The sequence below is a fragment of the Ferdinandcohnia jepli genome (assembly GCF_047246645.1).
GTDB lineage: Bacteria > Bacillota > Bacilli > Bacillales > Bacillaceae_L > Ferdinandcohnia.
Map to the genome: position 1 here is coordinate 19,678 of NZ_JBFOKR010000026.1, position 20,244 is coordinate 39,921.

At 38.0% G+C, this 20,244-nt stretch carries 19 protein-coding genes and 2 other annotated features; all 19 genes read right to left on the reverse strand.

Going from position 1 to position 20,244, the window contains the following annotated elements; all coding sequences use genetic code 11:
• Nucleotides 1-19: 19 nt before the first annotated feature.
• Nucleotides 20-442, reverse strand: coding sequence for a 30S ribosomal protein S12 (gene rpsL / locus AB3M96_RS21530; protein ID WP_412969664.1), 423 nt, complete (start codon nt 440-442; stop codon nt 20-22).
• A 104-nt stretch (nt 443-546) separates the two neighbouring features.
• On the reverse strand, nt 547-795 hold the full coding sequence (locus AB3M96_RS21535; protein WP_412969665.1) for a 50S ribosomal protein L7ae-like protein: 249 nt from the start codon (nt 793-795) through the stop codon (nt 547-549).
• Between the two features lie 142 nt (nt 796-937).
• Nucleotides 938-4,534 (reverse strand): DNA-directed RNA polymerase subunit beta', encoded by a 3,597-nt coding sequence (gene rpoC, locus AB3M96_RS21540; protein WP_412969666.1) that lies wholly within the window; start codon nt 4,532-4,534, stop codon nt 938-940.
• Nucleotides 4,535-4,715: 181 nt separating this feature from the next.
• Nucleotides 4,716-8,285 carry a DNA-directed RNA polymerase subunit beta gene (gene rpoB / locus AB3M96_RS21545; protein ID WP_412969667.1) on the reverse strand — a complete coding sequence of 1,190 codons (3,570 nt, stop codon included), beginning with the start codon at nt 8,283-8,285 and terminating at the stop codon, nt 4,716-4,718.
• A gap of 544 nt (nt 8,286-8,829) precedes the next feature.
• On the reverse strand, nt 8,830-9,435 hold the full coding sequence (locus AB3M96_RS21550; RefSeq protein WP_412969668.1) for a class I SAM-dependent methyltransferase: 606 nt from the start codon (nt 9,433-9,435) through the stop codon (nt 8,830-8,832).
• A 125-nt stretch (nt 9,436-9,560) separates the two neighbouring features.
• Nucleotides 9,561-9,923 carry a 50S ribosomal protein L7/L12 gene (rplL, locus tag AB3M96_RS21555; RefSeq protein WP_412969669.1) on the reverse strand — a complete coding sequence of 121 codons (363 nt, stop codon included), beginning with the start codon at nt 9,921-9,923 and terminating at the stop codon, nt 9,561-9,563.
• 62 nt (nt 9,924-9,985) lie between these two features.
• Nucleotides 9,986-10,486, reverse strand: coding sequence for a 50S ribosomal protein L10 (gene rplJ / locus AB3M96_RS21560; protein ID WP_412969670.1), 501 nt, complete (start codon nt 10,484-10,486; stop codon nt 9,986-9,988).
• Nucleotides 10,487-10,533: 47 nt separating this feature from the next.
• Nucleotides 10,534-10,678, reverse strand: a sequence feature (ribosomal protein L10 leader region).
• A gap of 62 nt (nt 10,679-10,740) precedes the next feature.
• On the reverse strand, nt 10,741-11,430 hold the full coding sequence (gene rplA / locus AB3M96_RS21565) for a 50S ribosomal protein L1 (RefSeq protein ID WP_412969671.1): 690 nt from the start codon (nt 11,428-11,430) through the stop codon (nt 10,741-10,743).
• A gap of 174 nt (nt 11,431-11,604) precedes the next feature.
• Entirely contained in the window at nt 11,605-12,030 is a 426-nt protein-coding gene (gene rplK, locus AB3M96_RS21570) for a 50S ribosomal protein L11 (protein WP_010285014.1), read from the reverse strand.
• Between the two features lie 470 nt (nt 12,031-12,500).
• Nucleotides 12,501-13,034 (reverse strand): transcription termination/antitermination protein NusG, encoded by a 534-nt coding sequence (gene nusG, locus AB3M96_RS21575; RefSeq protein WP_412969672.1) that lies wholly within the window; start codon nt 13,032-13,034, stop codon nt 12,501-12,503.
• Nucleotides 13,035-13,212: 178 nt separating this feature from the next.
• The gene (gene secE / locus AB3M96_RS21580; RefSeq protein WP_412969673.1) at nt 13,213-13,395 is read right to left on the reverse strand and encodes a preprotein translocase subunit SecE; all 183 of its coding nucleotides are present in this window, start codon (nt 13,393-13,395) and stop codon (nt 13,213-13,215) included.
• Nucleotides 13,396-13,434: 39 nt separating this feature from the next.
• Nucleotides 13,435-13,581, reverse strand: a complete 147-nt coding sequence (rpmG, locus tag AB3M96_RS21585; protein ID WP_412969674.1) for a 50S ribosomal protein L33 — start codon at nt 13,579-13,581, stop codon at nt 13,435-13,437.
• Between the two features lie 158 nt (nt 13,582-13,739).
• The gene (sigH, locus tag AB3M96_RS21590) at nt 13,740-14,393 is read right to left on the reverse strand and encodes an RNA polymerase sporulation sigma factor SigH (RefSeq protein ID WP_412969675.1); all 654 of its coding nucleotides are present in this window, start codon (nt 14,391-14,393) and stop codon (nt 13,740-13,742) included.
• Nucleotides 14,394-14,529: 136 nt separating this feature from the next.
• Nucleotides 14,530-15,039, reverse strand: a complete 510-nt coding sequence (locus AB3M96_RS21595; RefSeq protein WP_412969676.1) for an NYN domain-containing protein — start codon at nt 15,037-15,039, stop codon at nt 14,530-14,532.
• Between the two features lie 5 nt (nt 15,040-15,044).
• Nucleotides 15,045-15,788: a 23S rRNA (guanosine(2251)-2'-O)-methyltransferase RlmB gene (gene rlmB, locus AB3M96_RS21600; RefSeq protein WP_412969677.1), complete on the reverse strand. Its 744-nt coding sequence runs from the start codon at nt 15,786-15,788 to the stop codon at nt 15,045-15,047.
• Between the two features lie 16 nt (nt 15,789-15,804).
• Complete coding sequence (locus tag AB3M96_RS21605; RefSeq protein ID WP_412969678.1) at nt 15,805-16,212, reverse strand: Mini-ribonuclease 3; 408 nt, start codon at nt 16,210-16,212, stop codon at nt 15,805-15,807.
• A 3-nt stretch (nt 16,213-16,215) separates the two neighbouring features.
• Nucleotides 16,216-17,616 (reverse strand): cysteine--tRNA ligase, encoded by a 1,401-nt coding sequence (cysS, locus tag AB3M96_RS21610; protein WP_412969679.1) that lies wholly within the window; start codon nt 17,614-17,616, stop codon nt 16,216-16,218.
• Complete coding sequence (gene cysE / locus AB3M96_RS21615; RefSeq protein WP_412969680.1) at nt 17,597-18,268, reverse strand: serine O-acetyltransferase; 672 nt, start codon at nt 18,266-18,268, stop codon at nt 17,597-17,599. Before cysE ends, cysS begins: the two co-directional genes overlap by 20 nt.
• 75 nt (nt 18,269-18,343) lie before the next feature.
• Nucleotides 18,344-18,603 (reverse strand) — a binding site (T-box leader).
• Between the two features lie 48 nt (nt 18,604-18,651).
• Nucleotides 18,652-20,109: a glutamate--tRNA ligase gene (gene gltX, locus AB3M96_RS21620; RefSeq protein ID WP_412969681.1), complete on the reverse strand. Its 1,458-nt coding sequence runs from the start codon at nt 20,107-20,109 to the stop codon at nt 18,652-18,654.
• Nucleotides 20,110-20,244 lie beyond the last annotated feature (135 nt).

Sequence of the window (20,244 nt, forward strand, 5' to 3'; positions counted from 1 at the left end):
AGTATAATAATAGTTTTTATTATTTCTTAGGTGCTTTTGGTCTCTTAGTACCATATTTAGAACGACCTTGCATACGGTTGTTAACTCCCGCAGTGTCAAGTGCACCACGAACGATGTGATAACGTACCCCTGGTAAGTCCTTAACACGTCCGCCACGAATTAGTACAACACTGTGCTCTTGTAAGTTGTGTCCAATTCCTGGGATATAAGCAGTTACTTCGATTCCGTTTGTTAAACGTACACGAGCATACTTACGAAGTGCTGAGTTTGGCTTCTTAGGAGTCATTGTACCAACACGAGTACATACACCACGCTTTTGAGGTGAACTTACGTTAGTTTGTGACTTTTTGAAGCTGTTATAACCTTTATTTAAAGCTGGAGAGTCAGATTTTTGAATCTTTGATTCACGACCCTTACGAACTAGTTGGTTAATAGTAGGCATTGTTTGTTTCCTCCCTTCATTTTCACTAAGACCACATATCCAGGTGGTTCATTTTTTTACAAAAACAAAGTTTTTGCAGATAGCATTGTCCACAAAAACAGTTTTTAGTTAATAATCGCTACAGTAGAAGCGCCGACTTCAATTCCACAAGCTTTTCCAAGCTTTTTCATAGAGTCAACCTTTAGTACTGGAATTTGTTGTTCTTCGGCTAATTGTAATACTTTGTTGATTACACGCCGATCAGCATCTTCTGCCACAACTACTTCCAAGACATTAGAAGATTGTATCGCTTTAACTGTTTGCTTTGTACCAATAATTATCTTCTTTGCCTGTAGTACTTTTTCATAAGACATATAAAATATCCTCCAAAGTATCAGGTTTAAGGAGCACCTTTGATATAGTAACATGCCCAAGAGAAGGATGTCAACTACTTGTGAATAAAATTCTTTTCACAGTAGCTAACATCCAGATCCTCTTAGTATGTCTCTTGTAACCTTAGTCTACAGCAACTGTATCTTCTTGTTGTTCCTGTTGTACAGGCTCAGCTCGACGGTATCGATTCATTCCTGTTCCAGCAGGTACTAACTTACCAATAATTACATTTTCTTTTAATCCTAGTAACTCATCACGCTTACCTTTAATCGCCGCATCTGTAAGAACACGAGTTGTTTCTTGGAATGAAGCAGCAGATAAGAATGAATCTGTTTCTAGTGACGCTTTTGTAATACCTAGAAGCACTGGTCTACCAGTTGCAGGAGCTTTACCTTCTAGTAACACTTTTGCATTTGCATCAGTGAATTGGTGTACATCCAATAATGAACCAGGTAGTACATCAGTTTCACCAGCATCAGTAACACGTACTTTACGAAGCATTTGTCGTACCATTACCTCTACGTGTTTGTCACCAATTTCAACACCCTGCATACGGTATACCTTTTGAACTTCTTTCAGAAGGTACTCTTGTACTGCATTTAGATTTGTTACTTTTAGTAATTCCTTTGGATCAATTGAACCCTCTGTTAGTACCTGGCCACTTTCAACCTGTTGTCCTTCTGTCACTTTTAATCGTGCACTATAAGGAGCAGTATACGAACGAGATTCAACATCACCCTGGATAACGATTTCCTGCTGTCGGTCTTTTACTTCATTAATAGATGAAACAACACCATTAATCTCAGTGATTACAGCTTGACCTTTTGGATTTCTCGCTTCAAAAAGTTCTTGGATACGAGGTAAACCTTGAGTAATATCGTCTCCAGCAACCCCACCTGTATGGAATGTACGCATTGTTAACTGCGTACCTGGCTCACCGATTGATTGAGCAGCGATAATACCTACTGCTTCCCCAACTTCAACCTCTGCGCCTGTTGCAAGGTTTCTACCGTAACACTTCTTACATACACCGTGGCGAGTATTACAAGTGAATGCTGAACGAATTGTAACTGTTTCTATACCAGCTTCTACAATTATTCTAGAGAGATCTTCTGTAATAAGTTCATTTTCAGCCACTAATACCTCATTTGTTTGAGGATGAACTATCTTTTTCCTTGCATATCTTCCAATTAGACGCTCGTCAAGCGGTTCAATTATTTCATTACCTTCTTTTAGAGCACCTACTAGTAGTCCACGGTCTGTACCACAATCGTCATCGCGGACGATAACATCTTGTGCTACGTCAACTAGACGTCTAGTTAAGTAACCAGAGTCAGCTGTTTTAAGTGCAGTATCAGCAAGTCCTTTACGAGCACCGTGTGTTGAAATAAAGTATTCTAACACTGTTAAACCTTCACGGAAACTAGATTTAATCGGTAATTCAATGATACGCCCAGCCGGGTTCGCCATCAATCCACGCATACCTGCTAACTGCGTGAAGTTAGATGCGTTACCACGGGCACCAGAGTCACTCATCATGAAGATTGGATTTCGAATATCCAGGGAAGCCATCAACTTGCCTTGAATCGTATCCTTTGCAGCACTCCAGATTGAAATAACTCGGTCATAACGCTCATCTTCTGTTATTAATCCACGTCTAAATTGCTTTAATACATTATCTACCTTGGATTGCGCCTGAGTTAGAATTTCTTCTTTTTCTGCTAATACAACAATATCAGCTACACCAACAGTGATACCTGCTTTTGTTGAATATTTAAATCCAAGATCCTTCATGCGGTCAAGCATTTTAGATGTTTCAGTAATCTTGAAACGTTTGAATACTTCAGCAATGATGTTACCAAGTATCTTCTTCTTGAACGGATCTACCATTTCTTGACTCTGAATAACTTCCTTAACATTCGCACCTTTAGGTATGAAGTACTTTTCAGGAGTTTTCTCTTCAAGATTTGTTTTAGTAGGTTCATTTATATACGGGAAAGATTCTGGAAGAATCTCATTGAATATTAATTTACCTACAGTAGTCATGAGCAACATACTGTTTTGTTCTTCAGTAAATGTTTGGTTCTTTAATGAACCTGCATGTACTGCAACTCTTGTATGAAGATGTACATAACCATTTTGGTAAGCTAGAATAGCCTCGTTTGTATCTTTGAAAACCATTCCTTCACCAACTGCTCCTGGACGCTCCATAGTTAGATAATAGTTACCTAATACCATGTCCTGAGACGGCGTAACAACTGGTTTTCCATCTTTAGGATTAAGGATGTTTTGTGCAGCAAGCATTAAAATACGCGCTTCTGCTTGTGCTTCAGCAGAAAGTGGTACGTGAACCGCCATTTGGTCTCCGTCAAAGTCAGCGTTGTATGCAGTACATACAAGTGGATGCAGACGAATTGCACGACCTTCTACTAATGTTGGTTCGAACGCTTGAATACCAAGTCTGTGTAACGTAGGTGCACGGTTTAATAGTACCGGATGCTCCTTAATAACCGATTCAAGTACATCCCAAACCTCTGGTTGTACACGTTCGATTTTACGTTTCGCACTCTTAATATTATGAGCCAGGCCTTTTTCAACTAGTTCTTTCATAACAAATGGCTTAAATAGTTCTAACGCCATTTCTTTAGGCAAACCACATTGATACATTTTCAAGTTCGGTCCTACAACGATAACGGAACGACCAGAATAGTCAACACGTTTTCCTAGTAGGTTTTGACGGAAGCGACCTTGCTTTCCTTTTAACATATGTGACAATGATTTTAACGGTCGGTTCCCTGGCCCAGTTACCGGTCTTCCACGGCGGCCGTTATCAATTAATGCATCGACTGCTTCTTGAAGCATACGCTTTTCATTTTGCACAATAATGCTAGGTGCACCAAGGTCTAATAATCGTTTCAGACGATTGTTACGGTTGATAACTCGTCTATATAAATCATTTAAATCTGAAGTCGCAAAACGACCACCATCAAGCTGAACCATCGGTCTTAGCTCCGGTGGAATGACAGGTAGTACATCAAGAATCATCCAAGAAGGCTCATTCCCTGAATTACGGAATGCTTCTAATACCTCTAGACGTTTGATAGCACGAGTTCTTCTTTGGCCTTGAGAAGTTTTTAGTTCTTCTTTTAATCCATCGACCTCTTTTTCAAGATCAATATCAAGAAGAAGTTTTTTAATAGCCTCTGCTCCCATTGAAGCCTGGAATGTATTACCATACTTTTCACGATATGCACGATATTCCTTTTCAGATAATAATTGCTTTTTATCCAAAGGAGTATCGCCAGTTTCAGTCACTACGTAAGAAGCAAAGTAGATAACTTCTTCAAGTGCCCTTGGAGACATGTCTAACACAAGTCCCATGCGGCTAGGAATTCCTTTAAAATACCAGATATGAGAAACGGGTGCAGCAAGTTCGATATGTCCCATACGCTCACGACGAACTTTTGCGCGAGTTACCTCAACACCACATCGATCACATACAACACCTTTGTAACGAACACGCTTATACTTTCCACAATGACATTCCCAGTCCTTTTGAGGACCAAAAATACGTTCACAGAATAACCCGTCTTTTTCTGGTTTTAACGTACGATAGTTTATTGTTTCTGGCTTCTTCACTTCACCAAATGACCAAGAACGGATTTTATCTGGTGATGCGAGACCTATGCTCATATATTCAAAATTATTAACATCTAGCAAGGGGCCTACCTCCCTTTTGATCTACAGGATTACCCTAATTGACCTTCGCCTTAAATGCTTAATGGATTAAATAAGCCTTGGCGTACTTGCTCCCAAATTTTTACTGGAAAATCTGAGGCTTACGCCCAGGCACTTCATTTATCCAGCGGTAATTTATACTACCGCTGAATAAAGGTAATTCTTATTCCTTAACAACTGCGTCTTTTTCAAGTTCTACATCAACCGGTTGGTCAGTATCTAGAGAAATTCCCTCAGATTGACTACCTTCTTCTTCATCTTCTAAGTCACGCATCTCAATCTCTTTTTCATCACCAGATAGGATTTTCACATCCATACCAAGAGATTGTAATTCTTTTATTAATACTTTAAATGACTCTGGAACTCCAGGTTCCGGTACATTTTCACCTTTAACAATTGCCTCATATGTCTTCACACGACCAACAACGTCATCTGATTTTACAGTTAAGATCTCTTGAAGTGTATATGCTGCTCCATATGCTTCAAGCGCCCAAACTTCCATCTCTCCAAAACGCTGACCACCAAATTGCGCCTTACCGCCTAATGGTTGTTGCGTTACAAGTGAGTATGGTCCAGTTGAACGAGCATGAAGTTTATCGTCAACCATGTGAGCAAGTTTAATCATGTACATAACACCAACAGATACACGATTATCAAACGGTTCACCCGTTCTACCATCATATAATACTGTTTTAGCATCACGTGCCATACCTGCTTCTTCAAGTGTTTCCCAAACATCTTCTTCGTTCGCGCCGTCAAATACCGGTGAAGCAACGTGAATACCCAATTGTCTTGCTGCCATTCCTAGATGTAATTCTAAAACCTGACCGATATTCATACGTGAAGGAACCCCTAGAGGATTCAGCATGATATCAATCGGTGTTCCATCAGGTAAAAACGGCATATCTTCTTCTGGTAAAATTCTAGAAATAACCCCTTTATTACCATGACGACCAGCCATCTTATCTCCTTCATGTATTTTACGTTTTTGTACGATATATACACGAACAAGCTGATTTACACCCGGTGGTAATTCATCTCCATCTTCACGGTTAAATACTTTAACATCAAGGATGATTCCTTCTCCACCATGTGGTACACGTAATGAAGTATCACGAACCTCACGTGCCTTTTCACCAAAGATTGCATGTAATAGTCGTTCTTCAGCAGTTAATTCCGTTACCCCTTTAGGTGTAACTTTACCAACTAATAAATCACCATCTTTTACTTCTGCACCCACTCGGATAATTCCACGCTCATCAAGATTGCGTAATGCATCTTCACCAACATTCGGAATATCACGTGTGATTTCCTCTGGTCCAAGCTTAGTATCACGTGATTCGGATTCATACTCTTCAATATGAATTGATGTATACACATCGTCCTTCACAAGTCTTTCGCTCATGATGATCGCATCTTCATAGTTGTAACCGTCCCAGTTAATGAAACCAACTAGTACGTTACGCCCTAGAGCTAATTCACCCTTTTCCATAGAAGGACCATCTGCAAGGATTTCTCCTTTTACAACATTATCCCCTTCTGAAACAATAGGGCGTTGGTTATAACAAGTACCTTGGTTTGAGCGGATATATTTTAGCAAACGGTATTTATCAAGGTTACCTTTGACTTTTTGACCGTCAACTTCTTCATAACGACGAACCCAGATTTGTTTTGCTTCAACGCGCTCAACAATACCAGGGTGTTTACAAATAACAGCTGCACCTGAGTCTTTTCCAGATACATATTCCATACCAGTACCTACAATTGGTGCCTCCGGCTGCATAAGAGGAACTGCTTGACGTTGCATGTTCGCACCCATTAATGCACGGTTGGAGTCATCATTTTCTAAGAACGGAATACAAGCTGTTGCCGCTGACACTACCTGCTTAGGTGAAACATCCATGTAATCAATACGATCACGATGTACTACTGTGTTCTCACCTTTGAAACGAGCAACGATATCTTCATCAACAAATGAGCCATCTTCACCAAGACGTGCATTTGCCTGAGCAACTACATAGTTATCCTCTTCATCTGCAGTTAGGTAATCAATTTTTTGAGTTACCTTACCAGTTTCAGGGTCAACTCTTCTATAAGGCGTTTCGATAAAACCAAAACGATTTACTTTAGCATAAGATGATAATGAGTTTATCAATCCAATATTCGGACCCTCTGGAGTTTCAATCGGACACATACGACCATAGTGAGAGTAGTGAACATCACGAACTTCAAATCCTGCACGTTCACGAGTTAATCCACCAGGCCCTAAAGCTGATAATCTTCTCTTATGAGTTAATTCAGCTAACGGGTTTGTTTGATCCATGAACTGAGATAATTGTGAACTACCAAAGAACTCTTTAATAGATGCAATTACAGGTCGAATATTAATTAATTGTTGTGGTGTAATCGTGTTTGTATCTTGAATAGACATTCTTTCACGAACCACACGTTCCATACGAGATAAACCGATACGGAACTGATTTTGAAGAAGTTCTCCAACAGAACGCAGACGACGGTTACCTAAATGGTCGATATCATCTGTATCTCCAACCTGATGTAACAAGTTAAAGAAATAACTAATTGAAGAAAGAATATCTGCCTGTGTAATATTTTTAATACCTTCTTCTACATAGGCATTACCGATTACATTGATTACATGTTCTCCGTCCGGATCGTTAGGAGCATAAATCTTAATAGATTGAAGTGTAATTTCTTCATCTACTACTCCACCAGTCGGTGTTAATGATTTAAATCCAATGCCATTCTCTAAGTAAGGAATAACACGATCCAACGTTCTTCGGTCAAGAAGTGTACCTTTTTCTACAATAATTTCACCTGTTTCAGGATCTACTAGAGTTTCTGCTACGCGTTGATTAAACAGGCGGTTTTTAATATTGAGTTTTTTATTTATCTTATAACGACCAACACTCGCCAGGTCATACCTTTTTGGATCAAAAAAGCGAGATTCTAATAAACTCTTTGCATTATCTACTGTCGGCGGTTCTCCCGGACGTAGACGCTCATATATTTCTAGTAAAGCCTTTTCTGTACTCTCAGTGTTGTCTTTTTCAAGTGTGTTTCGTAAGTACTCGTTTTCACCAAATAGATCGATGATTTCTTGATCAGAGCCAAACCCAAGCGCGCGTAAAAGCACAGTCACCGGCAATTTACGAGTACGATCGATACGTACATAAACAACATCTTTTGCATCTGTTTCATACTCTAGCCATGCACCACGGTTTGGTATTACCGTTGCAGTAAAGCCGCGCTTACCATTTTTATCAACTTTACCACTGTAGTAGACACTTGGTGAACGAACCAATTGGGATACAATTACACGTTCCGCACCATTTATGACAAACGTTCCCGTTTCAGTCATAAGTGGGAAATCACCCATAAATACATCTTGGTCTTTTACTTCACCAGTTTCTTTATTGATTAAACGCACCTTTACTCGAAGTGGCGCTGAATAAGTAACATCTCGCTCTTTCGATTCCTCCACAGAGTATTTAGGATCGCCTAAACTGTAATCAATGAACTCAAGAGAAAGGTTACCCGTAAAATCTTCAATTGGAGAAATGTCTTGGAACATCTCTCTCAGACCCTCATCAAGAAACCACTGATAAGAAGAGGTTTGAATCTCAATAAGATTTGGCAATTCTAAAACTTCACTAATACGAGCATAACTTCTTCGTTGGCGGTGTCGTCCATACTGAACTAGTTGACCTGTCAACTCATTCACCCCTCATATCAAGCGTTAGTAAACTTGCTAATTTTTTATTTGTACTTACTAACTACCAAATTCGCCACCCGAATTTATGTAAATAGTAAGAATTAAAAACGAAAACTACCATCATATGTATTCTTCTATTAAAAAGAAACATAAGACATAAACAATAGAAAAACACGATACCTTAAAATAGGTAATCGATGTTTTTTGCTATAGGAAAGCACAAAATTCCATCCCTATCGCATAAGAGAAACTACGGCTCTACCTCCAAAAAGGCATGGCGATTGCCGATCAACTTAATACTTTAATCAGCTAATTTAGTAAAACCTCTTAAAGTACAAAGAAAAAAAGGGTTTCTTCTAAGAAAACCACATTTTCAAAAAACGAACTATTGATTTTATTAGTTTTTCCATACATACTATATTTATACATATATTTAATTTTTTAGCTATACATGGAAAAATTACATATTGGCATTATATAATGCTATCACAGGTAAAATTACCCGTCAATTATTTTTTATAAAATAAAACCTTCGTACTATTGCTTATGACTCTCTTTTAGCCTTTATAATATGGTAGCCCTTCTTTCTCGAAACCACTTCCACATCCTCAAAAACTGATTCGAGCTTCTCGATTGCTGATGGAGCACCCTGTTTTTTCTGAATTACTACCCATAACTCCCCGCCTGAAACAAGCCGATTATAACTTTCTTCAAGTATTTGATGGACAACCTTTTTCCCTGCGCGAATAGGTGGATTAGATAAGATAACTGCAAAGTCACTTTTCTCAACATTTGTAAAAAGATCACTTTGATGAACAGAAATATTTGTTATCTTATTAATTTCTGCATTTTTCTTCGTGAGCTCAATCGCACGCTCATTCACGTCGATCATTTCTACAAGACGTTCATTATAAGCTTTTGCTAGAGACAAACCAATTGGACCATATCCACACCCGACATCTAAAAAGTCTCCAATTACATCTGGCACTTTAAATTCTTCTATTAATAGTCTTGAACCAAAATCAACTTCCTTTTTAGAAAAGACTCCACTATCACTTGTAAATGTGAAAGTGTTACCTCTTAACTCAAAGGACCAAGTTCTTTCGCTGCTTGCAACAGAGGGTTTACTTGTATAATAATGTTCGCCCATTTATGTATCTCCCAACATAAGAGTATGTTAACAGTATAACCCTTTTATTCACTCTATAAGACAAATCTATGTTGAAAGTGTAAAAAAGCTCGCTATAACAGCGAGCTTTTTTACGTTAACAGTTATTACTTAACTTCTACGCCAGCTCCAACTTCTTCAAGCTTAGCTTTAACTTCTTCAGCTTCTTCTTTAGAAACGCCTTCTTTAACAGCTTTTGGAGTGTTGTCAACAAGTTCCTTAGCTTCTTTTAAGCCAAGACCAGTGATTTCACGTACAACTTTGATAACTTTGATTTTTTGTGCACCAGCGTCAGCTAGTACTACATCAAATTCAGTTTGCTCAGCAGCAGCTTCAGCTCCGCCACCAGCAGCTACAGCTACAGGAGCAGCAGCAGTTACACCAAATTCTTCTTCGATTGCTTTTACAAGGTCATTTAGTTCTAAAACAGTCATAGTTTTAACTGCTTCGATGATTTGTTCTTTAGTCATTAGAAAATCCTCCTTAAAATGTTTAACATATTTGAAATTCAACTTGATTTGTTCTCACTATATTAAGCGCCTTGCTCTTCCTTTTGTTCTGCAACTGCTTTAGTAACAAGTGCAAGGTTACGGATTGGAGCTTGAAGAACGCTAAGCAACATTGAAAGTAAACCTTCGCGAGATGGTAGTTCCGCAAGAGCTTTAACTTCTTCTACAGTTGCAACATTACCTTCGATTACACCAGCTTTAATTTCTAATGCATCATGCTTTTTAGCAAAGTCATTAAGAATTTTAGCAGGAGCCACTACGTCTTCATTACTGAACGCAATTGCATTTGGTCCTGTTAGAGCATCATTTAAACCAGTAAGTTCTACCTGCTCAGCAGCACGACGAGTTAAAGTGTTTTTGTACACTTTGAATTCAATACCAGCTTCACGAAGTTGCTTACGTAGTTCAGTTACTTCACCAACAGTTAGACCGCGGTAATCAACAACGATTGTTGATTTGCTATCACGGAATTTGTCTGCAATTTCAGTTACGATTTGTTTCTTTGTTTCTACTGCACGACTCATTCTTACACCTCCTGTAAGTAATTTCAGACACTTGAAACCGTTCGGTGTTAAGATATAAAAAACCTCTATGCCGAGTAGACATAGAGGTAGTAATTATCAATTAACGACGCATAATCAATATGCTTACTACACCTCGGTAGGAAATTAAGCTTTAGGAGCACCTACTGTCTACGGTACAAATGCTATTCATTTGTTAACAACAAAACTTATTATATTGAATGCTATCACAAAAGTCAATATCCACTTTTTTCTAATTAGAATGTAGAAGAATCAACTTTTACGCCAGGTCCCATCGTTGAAGAAACAGCTACGTTCTTAATGTACGTACCTTTTGCTGCAGATGGCTTAACCTTTAGCATAGTTTCATAAATTGTATTAAAGTTCTCAATTAGTTTTTGATCATCAAATGAGATCTTACCGATTGGAACATGGATATTAGAAGACTTATCAACGCGGTATTCTACTTTACCAGCTTTGATTTCTTTAACAGCTCTGTCAACATCAAATGTAACAGTTCCTGTTTTAGGGTTTGGCATTAAACCTTTAGGTCCTAATACACGACCAAGTTTACCAACTTCACCCATCATATCTGGAGTAGCTACGATTACATCAAAGTCAAACCAACCTTGAGTGATTTTAGTGATGTATTCGCTATCGCCTACGTAATCAGCACCAGCAGCTTCTGCTTCTTTAGCTTTCTCACCTTTAGCGAACACTAATACACGTTGAGTTTTACCAGTACCATTTGGAAGAACAACTGCACCACGAATTTGTTGGTCAGCTTTCTTCGGATCTACACCTAAACGGAATGCAACTTCAACAGTAGCATCAAATTTAGCTGTATTTGTTTTCTTTACAAGTTCAATTGCTTCAGCAACTGAATAAGCTTTTGTACGGTCTACTAATTTAGCAGCTTCTGCGTACTTTTTACCTCTTTTTGCCATAATAAATTTCCTCCTCAATTGTGGTTTTAGCGGAATAACCTCCCACGTAGAAAAGCACAGACGCCTTTTTCATCCTGACTAGCAGGGAGGCGTCGGAGCTAGACACATCAAAGGTTGCGAATAGAGACAAAAGAATCCATCCGCAACCCCCAAACACATGTAACATACAGAGAATTAGTCTTCGATGACAATTCCCATGCTACGAGCAGTACCTTCAACCATACGCATTGCAGATTCAACGTTTGCCGCATTTAGATCTGGCATTTTTGTTTCTGCAATCTCGCGTACTTTATCACGCTTAACTGTTGCAACTTTATTACGGTTAGGTTCACCAGAACCAGACTCAATTCCAGCCGCTTTCTTAAGAAGAACTGCAGCAGGAGGAGTTTTTGTAATAAAAGTAAATGAACGATCTTCATAAACTGTGATTACAACAGGAATAATTAAACCAGCTTGTTCTGCTGTACGAGCGTTGAACTCTTTACAGAATCCCATGATATTAACACCTGCTTGACCTAGTGCTGGTCCAACTGGTGGTGCAGGGTTTGCTTTACCCGCTGGAATTTGTAATTTTACTTCTTTAATTACTTTTTTAGCCACGAGACACACCTCCTTAAAGTCCGTGATGTGGTAATAGGGGTATACCCTCCCACTCATCATCATTCTTTATATATCAATAAAGAACATTAGCATAGCTAGTCTCTTTATCATTGAGACATACTGACCTATGCAATATTACCACTTTTGAAATACAATATCAAGTTTTTTATAATTTTTTTTGTGACTTTCTCAGCGATTAAAAACTCGAGAAACTCCAATTCCTCCTACAGAAGCAAAAAACGCTTCTTTGTCGGAGTATCCGCCGCACAATACAAGGAAGGCTTCGACAGCCTGGCATCGCACGAAGAAAACACTTAGCATTTTCTAGGATGTGCAAGTGTTGCCAGAACCACAGGATGTGGTATTAATGGCAGCCAATTTTCTTGTTTTTGCCCACTAAGGAATGCTTACTAAGAGAATCATCTCCGTAGAAAAAAACTTTGCTTTTTACGAAGTCGCTTCCGCATTTCTTATATTTTTTCAATTTGTGAAAAGTCTAACTCTACCGGCGTCTCACGACCGAACATATTCACCAGAACTTTTACTTTACGCTTGTCTAGATCTAAATCCTCAATCGCACCTGTAAAGTTAGTGAATGGCCCTTCGTTAACACGTACTGTTTCTTTTAACTCGAAGTCAACTTCCATCGGTCTCTCATCCATACCCATTCTCTTGAGAATAAAGGTAACTTCCTCAGGTAATAGTGGAGTTGGCTTAGAACCCGAACCCGATGAGCCTACAAATCCAGTAACTCCGGGAGTATTTCGGACTACATACCATGAATCATCTGTCATGATTAACTCGACTAAAACATAACCCGGAAATACTTTCTTTTTAACTATTTTCTTTTTACCATTCTTTATATCTGTTTCCTCATCTTCAGGTACAACAACGCGGAATATTTTATCCTGCATAGCCATTGATTCTACACGTTTTTCTAGATTAGCTTTTACTTTGTTTTCATACCCCGAATATGTATGAACAACATACCAGTTCTTTTCCATTTGTTAGGACTACTTGTCCTTCCCTCCCCTTCGAGATCAATATCTAGTGATTTTACTACTATTTTGCGCATTTATCGTCAGCAAAACTACATATTTTTCGCAATTAAAAAAACCCGTTACCGGGTCTTTTTATGTCTCTTCCTGTATTATCCATCATTATACCATGAGTGTACAGGGTTTATTCAAGTACTAAACGAATTAATTCTGAAATTCCTAGATCAATTATTGCAAAGAACACTGCAACAAAGATAACTGTTGTTAATGTAACGATTGTGTAGCGAGTTAGTTCTTTTCTCTTGGGCCAACTTACTCTTTTCATTTCACGAACTACATCACGGAAAAATTTAGTTATGCGTTTCATCAAAGTAACCTCCAACTATAATCAAAGACCACGGCGTCTTTATTTCGTTTCACGATGGGTAGTATGGGCATTGCACGTTTTACAAAACTTCTTTATTTCAAGTCTCTCTGCTGAACTACTATTCTTCATTGTTGTGTAGTTTCGATTTCCACAATCCACACAAGCAAGTACTACCTTTTTTCGCATTTTATCACCTTCTATATAAAATGCTACTTTGCATTTTTATTATCAGATAATTAGTATAACAGTCTTATATTTTCCTTAAAACTGTATCACAGGCTTGTTTTATAGTCAATACTATCTAGGACCTGTAAATATTGGTTGCCTAATAATCAGACACAATTTTACAATTTTATTTCTCTTATTTCCAAGTAACGTTCTAGTTTTCTCTTAACACGCTGTAATGCGTTATCAATAGACTTCACGTGCCTATTTAGATCTTCTGAGATTTCTTGGTACGATCTACCATCAAGATATAAAGCTAAAACCTTTCTTTCCAGATCACTAAGAAGCTCTGCCATCTTTTCTTCTATATCATCAAACTTTTCCCTGTTTATTATTAATTCCTCAGGGTCCAATACTTTAGCACCCGAAATAACATCCATTAATGTACGGTCGGATTCCTCATCATAAATTGGCTTGTCCAATGAGACATATGAGTTAAGTGGGATATGCTTTTGTCTTGTTGCAGTTTTAATCGCAGTAATGATCTGTCGGGTAATACAAAGTTCTGCAAACGCTTTAAAGGATGAAAGCTTGTCCTCCTTAAAATCACGAATTGCCTTATATAATCCAATCATACCTTCTTGAACGATGTCCTCCCGATCTGCCCCTATGAGGAAGTATGATCTGGCTTTTGCCCGAACAAAGTTCTTATACTTATTGATTAGATAATCGAGAGCTTCACTTTCACCCGTATGGACCAATTCTACGACTTCCTCATCCTCTAGTCGGTCATAATACAACCTGTTGCCATTATCATCGAAGCTTGAACTCACACCGATCCCCCCGACCTGCCATTTAGAAGTTGCTAGATATTCGAATTTGCTGAATACAAAAATGTTACTATCTTGCATCAAGAAAATTCTTTATATAGAAATATTATACAGGACTGTTTTTCCAGGCGTCAACCGGTCATCGCTGTCCTCGGCGCCATTTTTCAAAAATTTCTGCAACTTCTTCACTTAATGGTATTTTGGAAGTAGGTTTCTCTTTATATGCTTTTTTAACTTTACGTTCAATACGAGACTCAATAACCTCCATCTCAGTCAATAATTCTCTTGCGGACTTGCGTAATGCCCCTTGTCCAAAAATAGCCCATTGCTCCGTATAATCTGATGTTGCAACATGGATTTGTGTTCTAATATTACTTAGTTGTTTGGCTAACTTTTCAATCCGTTCATCCGCTGTTTCGTTCTCTCGTGTGTAAATAACTTCAACTCTTCTTGTCTTTACTTTCGTTTCAATACCTGGCACGAGATGCGCATCAAACACAACAATAACTTTAAATCCTGTGTATGCTTGGTATTCAGCCATTTTTTCTATTAGTAAATCCCTTGCTGATGCGAAATCCTTTATTTTAAGTCCTCTTAATTCCGGCCAAGCACCTATGATGTTGTAACCGTCTACCAACAGGATATCCATATAAATTACTCTCCTAATGGATTTCGTTTACGATATACCTCATACATTAGAAGACTCGCAGCTACAGAAGCATTTAAAGAGGTTACCTTCCCTTGCATTGGAAGTCGCAGAAGAAAATCACATTTATCTTTAATTAGTCGACCCATTCCCTTACCTTCACTACCAATCACAAGACCTATCGGCATTTTCCCATCAACGTTTCGATAATCGTCTTTTCCTTTAGCATCTGTACCAACTATCCAGACCCCACGCTCTTTTAAATCATCAATCGTACGAGCTAAATTGGTTACTCGTGCTACTGGTACATACTCAATCGCTCCAGTTGATGCCTTTGCTACTGTTGAAGTTAAACCTACTGCTCTTCGTTTTGGAATAATTACTCCGTGTGCACCAACTGCATCAGCTGTACGAAGTATTGATCCTAAGTTATGCGGGTCTTCAAGTTCATCTAAAAGAAGTATAAAAGGTGATTCATTCTTCTTAACGGCAGCAGCAAGGATATCATCCACTTCTACATATTCGTATGCCGCTACTTGTGCTACTACACCTTGGTGATTTCCTTCCACCATTTGATCAATCTTCTTTTTAGGTACAAATTGTACCAATACGTTATTTTCTCTAGCAAGGGTTGTAACCTGATTCATTTGACCTTTATTCGAACCTTCAGCAATCCAGATTTTATTTATCTCTCTTTCAGATCGTAACGCTTCAATTACTGGATTTTTACCAATAATAAAATCACTAGACATCATTATTCCTCCTTTCTTAGTTTTCAATAATTCGAAAAGCCTCCAAAACAATGGCTTCAATTCGTTCAGCATTACTCTGTAAATGATGGTAGCCTATTAAAGCTTCAAATGCAGTGCTATATCGATATGTCTGAACATCAGTGTTTTTGGGAACTGTCCCACTTTTAGCATTTCTTCCTCTTCGTACAACCCCTTGTTCTTCCTCTGTAAAAAAGTCATTATCTAGCATTTGATGGATAACCGCGGATTGCGCCTTTGCCGAAACATATTGTTTTGCCCGATTATGGAGCTGATTTGGTCGTACATTTCCCTTCGTTAAAAGGTAATGCCGTACATACATTTCATAAACGGCATCACCCATATACGCAAGGGCAAGACTATTGAGTTGATAACTATCCACTTGATTTTCTATTAAAAAAGACATCGCTTATCCTCTTTTCCACCTAGTACCTTGTGGAGTATCTTCCAGAATGATATTTTTTGCTTTTAATTCATCACGAATTTGGTCAGACAGGGCGAAATTACGTTCCTTACGCGCTTGAATGCGTTTTTCAATAAGTTCTTCAATTTCTTCATCGAGTATTTCTTCTTCGACAACTAAAGAAAGACCTATTACATCGAACAGTACTTCAAACTCTTTTATAAAGCTTTCGATTACTTTTTCAGATGTATTTTTTTCCTGTAAGTAATAGTTCGCTTGCTTTGACATCTCAAATAATACAGAGATTGCATTTGCTGTATTAAAGTCGTCATCCATTGATTGAATAAATTCAGTTCTAAAATTTGCTATCTTTTCTAGCCATTCTCCATCATTGGTTGTTAAATTCGTACTGCTTTGTACACGGTGCTTTAAATTTGTATAAGATGTTCGTAATCTCTCGAGTCCATTTTTCGTACTTTCCAAAAGATCTAAACTATAATTGATTGGATGTCGATAGTGAACAGAAAGCATGAAAAATCGTAAAACCTGAGGATCAATGTCCTTTATAATATCATGTACCAAAACGAAATTTCCAAGTGATTTCGACATCTTCTCATTATCAATATTTATATATCCATTGTGCATCCAGTAATTTGCGAATGTCTTACCGGTTACAGCTTCTGATTGAGCAATTTCATTTTCATGGTGTGGGAATGCTAAATCCTGCCCTCCCGCATGAATGTCAATTGTATCTCCAAGATACTTACGAGCCATTGCAGAGCACTCAATATGCCATCCGGGACGTCCTTGCCCCCATGGACTCTCCCAATAAATTTCACCAGGTTTGGCATTTTTCCATAGCACGAAATCTAGTGAATCTTGTTTTTTCTCACCTACTTCAATACGTGCTCCAAGGCGAAGCTCATCGATCGACTGATGTGAAAGCTTTCCATATTCCTTAAATTCCCTCGTCCTATAGTACACATCACCGTTAGATTCATATGCATAGCCTTTGTCAATCAGAGCCTGAATAAACTCAACGATGATATCAATGTTTTCAGTTACCCTAGGATGAACATCTGCTTTTTTGCAGCCTAATGCGGACACATCCTCAAAATAAGCAGCAACAAATCGGTCTGCAATCGTAGGAACATCCTCACCTAATTCGTTGGCAGCTCTGATTAACTTATCATCAACATCCGTGAAATTAGAAACAAAATTTACATCATAACCGCGAAATTCAAAATAGCGTCTAACTGTGTCAAATACTATTGCAGGACGTGCGTTTCCTATATGAATATAATTGTAGACTGTTGGGCCGCACACATACATTTTCACTTTGTTTTCTTCAATTGGCTTAAATTCTTCTTTTCTCCTAGTTAATGTATTATATATTTGAATGGGCATTATCCTTTACACCTTCCTTACTCTTTTGAATCTCCTGATTCAGTCGATTTATTTCATTTTCTAGCTCTTTAAATTTATCTAACACTGGATCTGGCAAATCACTATGATTTAAATCCTTTCCTTTTTTAATACGAACACCGTCCTGTATCACTACTCGACCTGGTATCCCAACAACAGTGGAATTAGGAGGTACATCCTGTAACACGACTGAGCCCGCTCCAACTTTTGAGTTTTCACCAATTGTGATTGACCCCAATACCTTTGCACCTGTTGCAATTAGAGCATTGTCTTTAATTGTCGGATGACGTTTTCCTTTTTCTTTTCCAGTTCCACCTAATGTGACACCTTGGAATACAGTTACATTATCTCCTATTTCACATGTTTCACCAATCACAACACCCATCCCATGGTCAATAAAAAATCGCTTCCCGATTTTTGCACCTGGATGTATCTCGATTCCCGTAAAAAAACGACTTACCTGTGAAACAACTCTTGCTAAAAAGTATAATTTTTTCTTAAACAAACTGTGCGCAATGCGATGGGACCAGATAGCATGTAATCCTGAGTAAGTGAGCATAACTTCTAGATATGTTCTAGCAGCCGGATCCTGCTCAAATACAACTTCAATGTCTTCCTTCATTTTTTTAAACATCTACCTACCCTCCCGTTCCTTGATTTTTCATAACCCAAAAACAAAACCAAATAAAAAAAGCGTCTCTGTGATATACACAGAGACGCTTTTATGCGCGGTTCCACTCTGTTTAGACAATGTAAAAACACTATCTCAACTTAATCTCATAACGGTGAGCTCCGCTTTTACCTACTCCTCAAGTATGAGTTTCAACAAAAGACTCAAAGGTGCATTTCAATAAGACTTTATACATAAACCACTTTCAGCCGGTGATGGTTCTCTCTTTTTCGTGGTGCAATATGTAACACTCACTTTTAATGTAAAGGCTTATTTACTCTCCTTATCAACACTTTTACAATTTGGATTTTTAATTATCTATACTATATTATATTTTTAGCAATATGTTAACTAATTAGCCCGCTTAAGCGAGAAATAATTTTTTGTTTACCTAACAGGTGTATTGCTTGTGGTAAATCAGGTCCATGTAATTGCCCAGTAGCTGCAGCTCTTATTGGCATAAAGAGGTTTTTACCTTTTTGTCCAGTTGCTTTTTGAACAGCTTTAATAGCAGCCTTTATTTCGTCTGCACTAAAGCTCTCCAGCCCTTCAACTTCTTGTAAAAATGCCTTTAATACCTCTGGTACCTGTTCTCCCGCTAACACTTCTTTTGCGTCTTCTTCAAATTCAACCTCATCTTTAAAGAAAAGTTCGGTAAGATCTACAATTTCAGCGCCGTAGCTCATTTTTTCCTGATGAAGTGCAATTAGGTCATGTGCCCATTGTCTTTCTTGATCATTCATTGCTTCTTTCACACGACCAGCTTTAATTAGATGTGGTAAAGATATTTCAACAAGGCGCTCTACATCTAAGTTTTTTATATATTGATTATTCATCCAAGTAAGCTTTTGTGTATCAAAGACTGCAGGTGATTTAGATAATCGACTAGGATCAAAGATTTTTGTAAATTCTTCTCTTGTATGAATTTCTTCTTCTCCGCCCGGTGACCATCCTAATAAAGCAATAAAGTTAAAGAGCGCTTCTGGTAAATAACCCAGCTCCTCATATTGCTCAATAAACTGAATAATAGACTCATCACGCTTACTTAATTTCTTACGACTTTCATTTACAATCAATGTCATATGGCCAAAGGTTGGAATAGTCCAATCAAATGCTTCATAGATCATTATTTGTTTTGGAGTATTTGAAATATGGTCCTCTCCACGTAAAACATGTGATATTTCCATAAGGTGATCATCTACAGCAACTGCAAAATTATAGGTTGGTGTTCCATCCTTTTTTACAATTACATAGTCTCCCATACCTTCTGATTCAAAAGAAATATCGCCTTTTACCATATCATTAAATTGATATACTTTTCCTTCCGGTACTCGGAAGCGTATACTCGGTTGTCTACCTTCCTTTTCTAAAGCCTCTTGCTGTTCTTTTGTCAGGCTGCGACATTTACCGGAATAACGAGGATTTTCACCACGTTCGATTTGCTCTTCGCGTTCTTTTTCAATTTCCTCTTCCGTACAATAGCATTTATACGCTAATTCACGGTCAAGTAAATCTTGATAATACTTCTCATAAAGGTCATTACGTTCTGATTGGCGATATGGCCCGTAATTTCCACCGACATCCGTACTTTCATCCCAATCAATTCCAAGCCATTTTAAATATTTTAATTGGCTTTCTTCTCCACCCTCAATATTTCGTTTTTTATCTGTATCCTCGATACGAATAATAAACTTTCCGTTTTGATTTCTTGCAAATAAATAATTAAATAATGCAGTTCTTGCATTACCAATATGTAGATGTCCGGTTGGACTTGGTGCATAACGCACTCGTATGTTATTTGACATTTTTATAGTACCCTCCGTTACAACTTCGCTTTTTCTAAAAGCTATTTTACCACTACTTTGACTCGTGTCAAAGCGAACTTTATCTAATGTGTTCAGCGGAATTATTCCCCGTTCTTTTTAAGCTTACTTTTAAAA

Coding starts and splice junctions, on each gene's coding strand:
- rpsL (WP_412969664.1), bottom strand. CDS start 442: ATGCCTACTATTAACCAACTAGTTCGTAAGGGTCGTGAATCAAAGATT.
- AB3M96_RS21535 (WP_412969665.1), bottom strand. CDS start 795: ATGTCTTATGAAAAAGTACTACAGGCAAAGAAGATAATTATTGGTACA.
- AB3M96_RS21550 (WP_412969668.1), bottom strand. CDS start 9,435: ATGGGCGAACATTATTATACAAGTAAACCCTCTGTTGCAAGCAGCGAA.
- rplL (WP_412969669.1), bottom strand. CDS start 9,923: ATGACTAAAGAACAAATCATCGAAGCAGTTAAAACTATGACTGTTTTA.
- rplJ (WP_412969670.1), bottom strand. CDS start 10,486: ATGAGTCGTGCAGTAGAAACAAAGAAACAAATCGTAACTGAAATTGCA.
- rplA (WP_412969671.1), bottom strand. CDS start 11,430: ATGGCAAAAAGAGGTAAAAAGTACGCAGAAGCTGCTAAATTAGTAGAC.
- nusG (WP_412969672.1), bottom strand. CDS start 13,034: ATGGAAAAGAACTGGTATGTTGTTCATACATATTCGGGGTATGAAAAC.
- secE (WP_412969673.1), bottom strand. CDS start 13,395: ATGAAACGCATAACTAAATTTTTCCGTGATGTAGTTCGTGAAATGAAA.
- rpmG (WP_412969674.1), bottom strand. CDS start 13,581: ATGCGAAAAAAGGTAGTACTTGCTTGTGTGGATTGTGGAAATCGAAAC.
- AB3M96_RS21595 (WP_412969676.1), bottom strand. CDS start 15,039: ATGGATATCCTGTTGGTAGACGGTTACAACATCATAGGTGCTTGGCCG.
- rlmB (WP_412969677.1), bottom strand. CDS start 15,788: ATGTCTAGTGATTTTATTATTGGTAAAAATCCAGTAATTGAAGCGTTA.
- AB3M96_RS21605 (WP_412969678.1), bottom strand. CDS start 16,212: ATGTCTTTTTTAATAGAAAATCAAGTGGATAGTTATCAACTCAATAGT.
- cysS (WP_412969679.1), bottom strand. CDS start 17,616: ATGCCCATTCAAATATATAATACATTAACTAGGAGAAAAGAAGAATTT.
- cysE (WP_412969680.1), bottom strand. CDS start 18,268: ATGTTTAAAAAAATGAAGGAAGACATTGAAGTTGTATTTGAGCAGGAT.
- gltX (WP_412969681.1), bottom strand. CDS start 20,109: ATGTCAAATAACATACGAGTGCGTTATGCACCAAGTCCAACCGGACAT.